General features: G+C 65.1%; 1 protein-coding gene and 1 pseudogene. Both read left to right on the top strand.

The features are described from left to right. Window positions 1-138 precede the first annotated feature (138 nt). Window positions 139-6792 (top strand): RHS repeat-associated core domain-containing protein, encoded by a 6654-nt coding sequence (locus LZ199_RS45635; RefSeq protein WP_254000136.1) that lies wholly within the window; start codon window positions 139-141, stop codon window positions 6790-6792. 1518 nt (window positions 6793-8310) lie between these two features. Next, a pseudogene (locus LZ199_RS47095) lies at window positions 8311-8502 on the top strand (hypothetical protein); the annotation flags it as partial.

Raw genomic sequence — 8502 nt, 5'->3', positions numbered from 1 at the left:
AACTCCGCCAGCGGGCGAACGGCGAAGTGTCTCTGCGTGCCGAGGCGCGCGCGCCGCTTCGCTGAACCTCGCTTCGCCCTTCCACGAACATCCTCGCCGCACCAGACGGGGCGCGGCGAGGAGTTACCTTTCGCCAAGGTGAAGCTCTCCTCCAGCATCGCCAACGGCCCTCCGGACTCCTTCGAGGTTCGCCAGAAGAATGGACGCATCCTCACGTATGCCGCGAGGCTGGAAGGTGCTCGCGTCATTCCCCAGCAGGCGCCGCCCACGGGCGTCAACACCAGCACCCTCGAAACGGTTCGCTTCGCCTGGGCCCTCTCCGAGGTGAAGGACCGGCAGGGTAACTACATGCGCCTGCTGTACTCCCAGGAGGGCACCCAAACGACGGGCTTCGAGCACCTACTGACGCGCATCGACTACACCGGCTCCCATACCGATGCTTCCGTAGCCCAACCGCAGCGCAGCGTGGTGTTCAACTACGAGCCGGGCGACGTGGATGAGTCCTATGTCGCGGGATTCAAGCTGCGCACCTCCAAGCGTCTGGAGCGCATCGAGATGTTCGCGCCGGACGTGCCCGTGTCCCAGACACAGATGGGCGCCGTCGTCAGCTGGCGCTCCTATTCATTGAAGTACCGCGAAGGCAGTGAGAGGAGTGTTTCCGGCAGGAGCCTGCTCAAGACCCTGACGGAGTGTGACGGTCGCAACGTGTGCAAGTCCCCCACCACCTTCCACTGGGGGATGGGCTCCGAGTCCTTTACGACTATCAACACGGGTATCCCTGACATCATCGACAATGACGCCAGGCTCGACAGTTTGCACCCCTATGTTGCCCGCGATTACTGGACGATACAGCTCGTGGACGTCAACGGAGACGGCAAGGACGACCTTCTCTATCGGTACACTCGCTTTGGCCCCTCGGGCGGTTTTCCGGAACCGGAGTGGCGCCTGCGGCTAAGCACCGGCTCGGGGTTCGGCGAGTTCATGGTCGTCAACCTCCCCACCGCGAGGGTGGGCGATATGCTGGATGATTTGGCCCCCGTGGACATGGACATGGATGGCAAGACGGACATCCTGGCCATCAAACGCACCCACTGCGACACGAACCTCAGCGGCCACAACCAGCTCTACCGGTTCAACGGCACCAACTTCATTCCCACCATCAACGATGGGAGTGAGACCTACGCCGTCTGCAATACGCCTCTGGCCAACCGCCGTCCCACGGGCCTGCAGACCGCGGACCTCAACGCCGATGGCCTGCCGGACCTCATCCGCTCCTGGCGTCACGTCAACGCGACCGAGGTCACGCCCGCGGAGTGGGCCTGGCGTCTCAACCCGCTGGGCACGACTGGCACGCTGAATTTCCCCGCCTACACCCCGCTCGGCATCCTCTCTGGACCGGAGCACGCGGGCCTCGTGGTGGACGTGGATGGCGATGGTGCGTCGGAGCTGTTGCTGCGCAAGCCCCAGTCCAGCGCTCCCGACGTTTTCGCCAACTACTACACGGCGGTGGGCATCAACTCAGACGGCAGTGTGCGTGAAGTGGCGACGACGCTGTCCGCTCTGCCCTGGGACCACGTGTTGGCGCAGCCCTACCACTACCTCAACCTCTGGTTGGTGGACGTGACGGGTGACGGTCTTGCGGATGCCCTGACGTTGCACCGGGAGGCACAACCACGTGCAGACGCTCCCCGCCTGCTCAAGCTGGCGGTGAACACCGGCAATGGCTTCTTGCCGCCCCAGACTCTCGACCTCCCCGCTGGCAGCATGCCGGGGCCTTCTCAGTGGAGTGAGGGGGGCCGACTCATCGACAACGGCCTGCGCGTGCTCGACTTCAACATGGATGGGCGGCAGGACCTGCTGCTTACCGAGTACTACCTCGACCGGGGGACCTTACGCGCGCACCTCACGGTGCTGCTGTCGACGGGCACGGGCTTCACGACCAAGATTCTCTCTGACATCGCAGTGGGCCGGGCCACGGGGGACGGAACCCAGTCACCTTCAGGCGCCGGTGCAGGAGCGGAGGGCTCGGGTTGGGGACAGAAGCTGACGCGAGTCGGCGACATCAACGGCGATGGGTTGCAGGACATCGTCCAGGTGGCGTTCGACACCACGACTTCCACGCCCCCCAGGTTACTGGTGCACCTGCGCCAGGGAGGCAAACCGGACCTGCTGCACGAGGTCGTCGACGGGAATGGCAAGTTCGTCCGCTTCGAGCACGTCCCGCTGCGTGCGCTGCAGGACGCGGGGCGGTACACGCCCGGCACCTGCACCTATCCGCAGTACTGCGGCACGCGCGGAATGTGGGTCGTCGGTTCGTACGTGACTGACAGCGGACAGGACAACGGGCCTGGACCGTCTACCCGTCGGTACGACGTCAGCTATGCGGAGGGAAGGACGGACCTGCGAGGCCGGGGCTGGCTGGGCTTCGGCCGTCGCGTCGTCACGGACACGTCGACGAACGCGACGACGACGACGGTGTATGACAACGTCACTCGCACCGGGACGCTCTACCTGCATGCCGGCTCGCCCAAGTCCGAGACCGTCAGCACCCCCCTTGAACTAGGGACACACAGCCGCGTCACCACCTTCCTTCGGGAAGCACGCACCGCGCCCGAGGGCGTCACGCGCTTCTTGTGTCCGGTGAAGACGACGGTGTCCGAGACGGACAGCGTCCATGGCGCCATCTCTTTCTCGGTGTTGGACCAGCAGTGTGACGCATACGGCAACGTGGCGTCGCAGGACACCTTCGTGCGCTTCAGCGCCACCGACACGACGGGCACGCGGCTGCAACGCACCCTCCAGGTGGAGAACCATCCCAGCACCTGGGTGCTGGGCCTTCCTCGGAGGGTAACGGACACGTCGACGTCGCCGGCAACAGACCTTTTCCCCAACGGCCAACAGTCTACTCGCACGAGGACGTACCAGTACTGCGCCAGCGAGCCCTGCCCGGAATCGAACCTCGTCTGGCGTACCGTCACGGAGCCGGAGGGCAGCGTGGACACGCGACTCGTCGTCACCTACGCGAGAGACGCCACCGGCCAGGTGACGTCCGCGGAGGCCACGCATGGGGGCACCGCACCCTCGCGCCAGGAGAGCGTCTCCTACGACAACTTCGAGAAGCTCTTCCCCACCATGGCAATCAACGCGGAGGGCCACCGGAGCGACACGGCCTATCACCCGGCGCTGGGGGTGGTGGCGCTCACCGAGGATGCCAATGGTGTGAGGACGCGCCGCGCTTATGACGGCTTCGGCCGGCTGCGCATCGAGGCGGCGCCCTATCGTGAAGGCGGGGCTTCGGCTGGCCCATCCGTGTTGGTGGGTTATGCGCTCGTGGGGTTGGACACCCTCGTGACGGTGCAGCGCGCTGGAAGCCCCACCGTCGTCCAGCGGCTGGACAGGTGGGAGCGGCCGATTTCCGTCAGCACCCAGGCGGCAGACGGACGTTGGACGTACGCCACCACGGAGTACGACTTCTTCGGTCGCCCTGCCCGCACCACGCAACCACGCTTTGAAGCCGAGCCTGCGAAGGTCACCACCTTCACCTACGACAACCTTGGACGACCGCTGAAGGCGACCGGGCCAGACGGCTCTTTCCAGGAGTGGACCTACCAGGGTCGCGCGATGCGCCACTTCGACGAGTTGAGCAACTGGTGGGCCATCCTCTACTCACCGTTGGGCCAGCCGCTGGTGGTGGAGGAGCAGGAGTCGCGGGCCACCGCCACTTTGGTGGCGACCTTCTACGCCTATGGCCCGTTCGGACTGCTGGAGTCGGTGCGGGACGACAGTGGCGGCGTCACCTCCATGGAGTACGACGTCCTGGGGCGCCGCACGAAGCTGATGGAGCCCAAGCTTGGGCCGCTCGTCACGGCGTACAATGCTTTCGGCGACGTGCGCGAGGAGATGGACGCGGGAGCTCGGCTGACGACGTTCGGGTACGACAGGCTCGGCCGGGAAGTGCTCGTCAGCAACGCGGATGGGCAGACGCGCTTCGTCTGGGACACCACGCCGTATGGCATTGGCGGACTGGCGCAGGCGGTGAATGAGCGCAGCGCGACGACGACGGCGGATGACGTGGTGTCGGCGTATACGTATGACCCGCTGAGCCGACCCATCCAGGAGTCGCTCACCCTGGGCGGTGCGACGTACCTCCTGGACCAGAGCTACGACAGCGTCGGCCGCCCGGACACCCTCTGGTACCCGGCGGGCCCTGGAGGCACCCGGCTGACGGCGAAGCAGGAATACACGGCGACGGGTTACCCCCTGGCGGTGAAGGACGCGTCCACTGGCGCCGAGTACTGGCGCGCGAAGGAGCGCGACGCGGTGGGGCGGCTGCTCAGCGAGGCGCGCGGGGCGAACGTCCTGACGACGTGGAACCGGTATGACAACCGAGGACGGTTGCGCTTCATCGAGTCCCGGGTGGGCCCGACGACGGCGGGCAGCCCCCTCCAGTCGTTGTCCTACAGCTACAACACCAACAACAGCCTGCGCAGCCGCCATGACACGCTGAAGCAGGTGTCGGAGTCCTTCCAGTATGACGGCTTGGACCGGCTGACGCGTTGGACGGTGCAGGCCCGGTGCGACAACACCGTCACCGACTACGACTACGACCTCCTGGGCAACCTCACCTCCCGGAAGGTGGTGCGCAATGGCACCCAGACAGAGCGGCTGTACTTCCAGTACGGGGCGCAGACGGCGCCGCGGCACGCACTCACGGGAGTGAGCACAACGGCGAACTTCAGCACGTTGTCGGAGAGCTTCACCTACGACGCGGCGGGCAACCAGACGAACGCCGCGGAGGCGGGGACAGGGCGCTTCCGCAACATCAGCTACACGTCCTTCAATCTGCCCGCGACGCTGCAGACGCAGCAGGGCACGCTGAGCTTCACCTATGACGCCTTCCAGCGCCGGACGCTGAAGCAGAACATCAACGGGGACTCCACCCTCTACCTGGGAGGCGTCTACGAGAAGCGGCGGGAGTCAGGCGTGGACTCGCACGTCTTCCTGGTGCTGGCGGAGGGGCGTGCGGTGGCGCAGGTGACGCAGGACTCGAGCAGTGGCGCCACGCCCGTCACGTCGTACCTGCTGAATGACTACCTGGGCTCGGTGGAGACGGTGACGGACGCGGCCGGCACTGTGCTGGAGCAGCGCAAGTACCAGCCCTTCGGCGCGCGAGGCCGCGTGGATGACCCGACGCTGGCTCCGGCCACGACTTCCAGCGTCGTGCGGCTGGGCTTCACGAGTCATGAGTGGGACGAAGAGGCGGGGCTCGTCAACATGAGGGGCCGGCTCTATGACCCGAGGGTGGGGCGCTTCTTGACGCCGGACGCGGTGGTGCAGGCGCCGTTCTCGAGCCAGGGCCTCAACCGGTACAGCTACGTCTTCAACAACCCACTGCGGTACGTCGATCCGTCGGGCTTCTCGGGAGAGGATGCCATCTCGAGCGTCATGTGGACGGGCCCCACCGCCAATGGCGAGATGACGGCCATCTGCGGTTCTCCCAATCCGTCGGACTGCATCTCTTCGACGGCGGGCGCGGTAAACGGTGCGGCGACGGAAGTTGGCAACAGCTCCGATGGCGGAGACAGCAGCCCCGCGGCCATCGCGGGTGGCGCCGACATGAATGGAGGAGTCGCTCCGGGGGGCGTGCAGTCCTCCTGCCGGTTCTGTGTGGGGGATGGACGAGGCTTGTTTGCCTTCAGCGACAAGCAGATGGACGACCTGCAGGGCTGGATGCGTGAGACGAAGTGGGCCTACGCACCTGTCTTGGGGCTCGCCACGTCGACGCTCAACGTGATGCTGTCGTTGATGCGCGGCAAGACGGACGACCTGGCCAGCGACGTGGCCCAGGTGGGGCTCTCCTTTGTCGGGGGGAAGGTGATAGGTGGCGTCATCAAGGGGGTGGCACCTGTCGTCGTGGCCGCGACACGCCCTCTGCTGGTCAAAGCGGAAGCGGGCATCGTTGCCAGACTCGCGCTGGGAGGTTGCTTCATCGCGGGCACACCCGTTCTTACTGCGAAGGGGTTGGTGCCCATCGAGGAAGTGGCGGTGGGAGACTGGGTGTGGGCCTGGGATGAGGAGACGAGGGTGCCAGGCTGGCACCGGGTGTCGAAAACCTTCATCAAGCCCGCGATGGTCGTGCTCGAAGTCACGCTGGAATCACCCGATGGAACCCGTGAAGAGTTCGGGGTGACGGCGGAACATCCATTCGGCGTCGTGGGGCGAGGCTGGACGGAGGCTCAGTCGCTCAGGTGGGGGGATGAGGTTGAATCCGCCATGGAAGAGCGCATGCGCGTGGTCTCCGTCGCGACCTCCGCGGAGCGCAAGCCGGTCTTCAACTTCGAGGTGGAAGACGCTCACACGTATTTCGTGGGCGAGTCCACCGCGTGGGTTCACAACATCTCGTCGATTGCGAGACGGCTGTTCCCAAATACGATGCCCGAGAGGCTCGCGGGGGAGATAGCAGACGCGATGAGTGTGAAGGCCCCCATCATGGAGGTGGGCGCTCGTGGTTTCAAAGCGCTTGTCGACAGTGGTGAGAGGCTAAAGTTCGTAGTGCTGGAGTCTGGTCAGCTCATCGTCGCTCCTCACACCTACCTGGGAGTGGAGATCAAGCACGCAGTGCTATCCGGTGGGCGCGCGGTTCTTACCGCGGGCGAGGCTCAAATTGCCCGTGACGGCCGCACGTACTTTGGCATCAGTATCAACAACCAAAGCGGCCATTTCATGCCGACTACGGAGAGCCTGGCGTATGCTCGGGAAGCGTTCGCCAAGATTGGCATCACCTTCCGGTAACCGAAATGAGGTGCATGATGGAACCCAAACAGCTCACGGTACGACGCTGGTCCGAACTCTCCAGCAAACCACTCTCGGAAGAGAGTGTGCGTGCTCTGCACGTGCCCGCGAGGAAGTATCGGGTGAGCGTTGAACGGTATTCGCCGGGGGCAGATGTCGGTGGCGAAATGCGGGCCGGTACGTGCTACGTGTTGGCTGGGCACTGCCAGATTGAATTTGGCACGCAGGTCGCTCAGCTCGCCGCTGGGGATGTCGCAGAGTTTCCTGCCGACAGCTTTCGCGTGGTGGTGAGTCGCGAAGCTGGGTGTGTTGCTGTTTTTGCTTGGGAGCTTCCAGAGAAGTTTGCTCGGTAAGAGAAGGTCGGACTCTGCGTTGCGGAGTCCTTCCAACTCAGTGCCCAGGTGTCAGCCTGGGCACATGTAGAACCTGGGCCACCTCGCGCCAGCTGCGTCCCGTGGTGTGGATTGCCCCGCCACGGGACGCATGCTCACGTTCCGCCTGGGGCGGCCCCGTCCCCAGCGGGTGCCGCCCGTGGCAGTCTCCGCGTGCTAGGTTGCATCCGACACCGCTGAGTGAGCGTCACCCGCATCTGGGGAAGAGCCGATTCCGTGGACAGGTGAGCGCCCGGGTTACCGTCCCGGAGAACGAGGGTCGGCGGCTAACCGCGTCTCGACAGCATCGCGAGCCAGAATCCCTTGGGATTCAGCGGCTTAAGCACAAAGGCCCCGCGATGTTCATCACGAGGCCCGTGTTAAACAAAAAGGCCCCGCCAGAAACTGGCAGGGCCTTCGTTTTTCAGCTCCCCGAACGAAGCCCTGCGCGAACTCGTTCTCGGCTTCTCTCTGAGAGGACTCAACCTCTCTGAGGGCCGAAAGCCGAGCAATATTCAGTGGTTTCAAGGAGGGGCTGATGGAGCCCTTCAATCGGGGACCGATTGAATCTCCGCGAACTACACTGCCGGTGACCTCTCGTCAACGGTGCCGATCTGCTGGTGGCCTGCGAGCCGGAGAACGGGCAGGGTCGCACCCAGAGTGAGGAGGGAGTGGCCCCGATTGATCCAGGGATGGCCACGTGGCATCGTGAGCGTGCTGGCGTCGTCTACGCCTGACCTTCTCTGGCTCTCCGTGCGGAGCCGACATTGCGAGGGCGAAGGGACTCAGTCCCAAGATGCTGTACCTCCGGATGGACTGCGGGGCGAGGTGCACGGACCATCGGCCTTGCCTTGTCCAGACGAGGTACTACATGAGCAGCACAGGTAAGTTGAAGCGTCGCGCCAGAGAGCGGGCGGCCCGCAATGGGGAGTCGTATCAGTCCGCCCTGCAGCACCTCCGCAACGCCCATTCGTCCGATCTGGGGTACGTCGACCGGAAGCCGGAACCTGCAGACGCTGCGGGCCAGCAGCCTTCGGTGGTAACCGCGGACGGCGAGAGGTTGGAGGCAGCATCCACCGCGGGTCAGGCGCCTTCAGCAGCAGCGCCTGCGGTGATGTCGGAAGCACCCATCAGTCCGGAGGCAGGGGTGACCTGGCTGTCGGAGGCCATCCGCGCCGAGAGGGAGCTGACGGAGAGCTTCCGGGACCCGGGCGGCCTGCGAGCCACGAGGGAGCTGATGGAGCGCTTCCGGGACCCAGGCGGCATTCGGGCCATGAAGGAGCTGATGGAGAACGTCCGCGACCCGGGCGGCCTGCGCGCTGCGAAGGAGCTGATGGAG

It is taken from the genome of Myxococcus qinghaiensis, from assembly GCF_024198215.1.
GTDB classification, from domain to species: Bacteria; Myxococcota; Myxococcia; order Myxococcales; family Myxococcaceae; genus Myxococcus; species Myxococcus qinghaiensis.
Note: the sequence above shows the minus strand (reverse complement) of the source record. Positions and strands in the feature narration are given on the sequence as shown.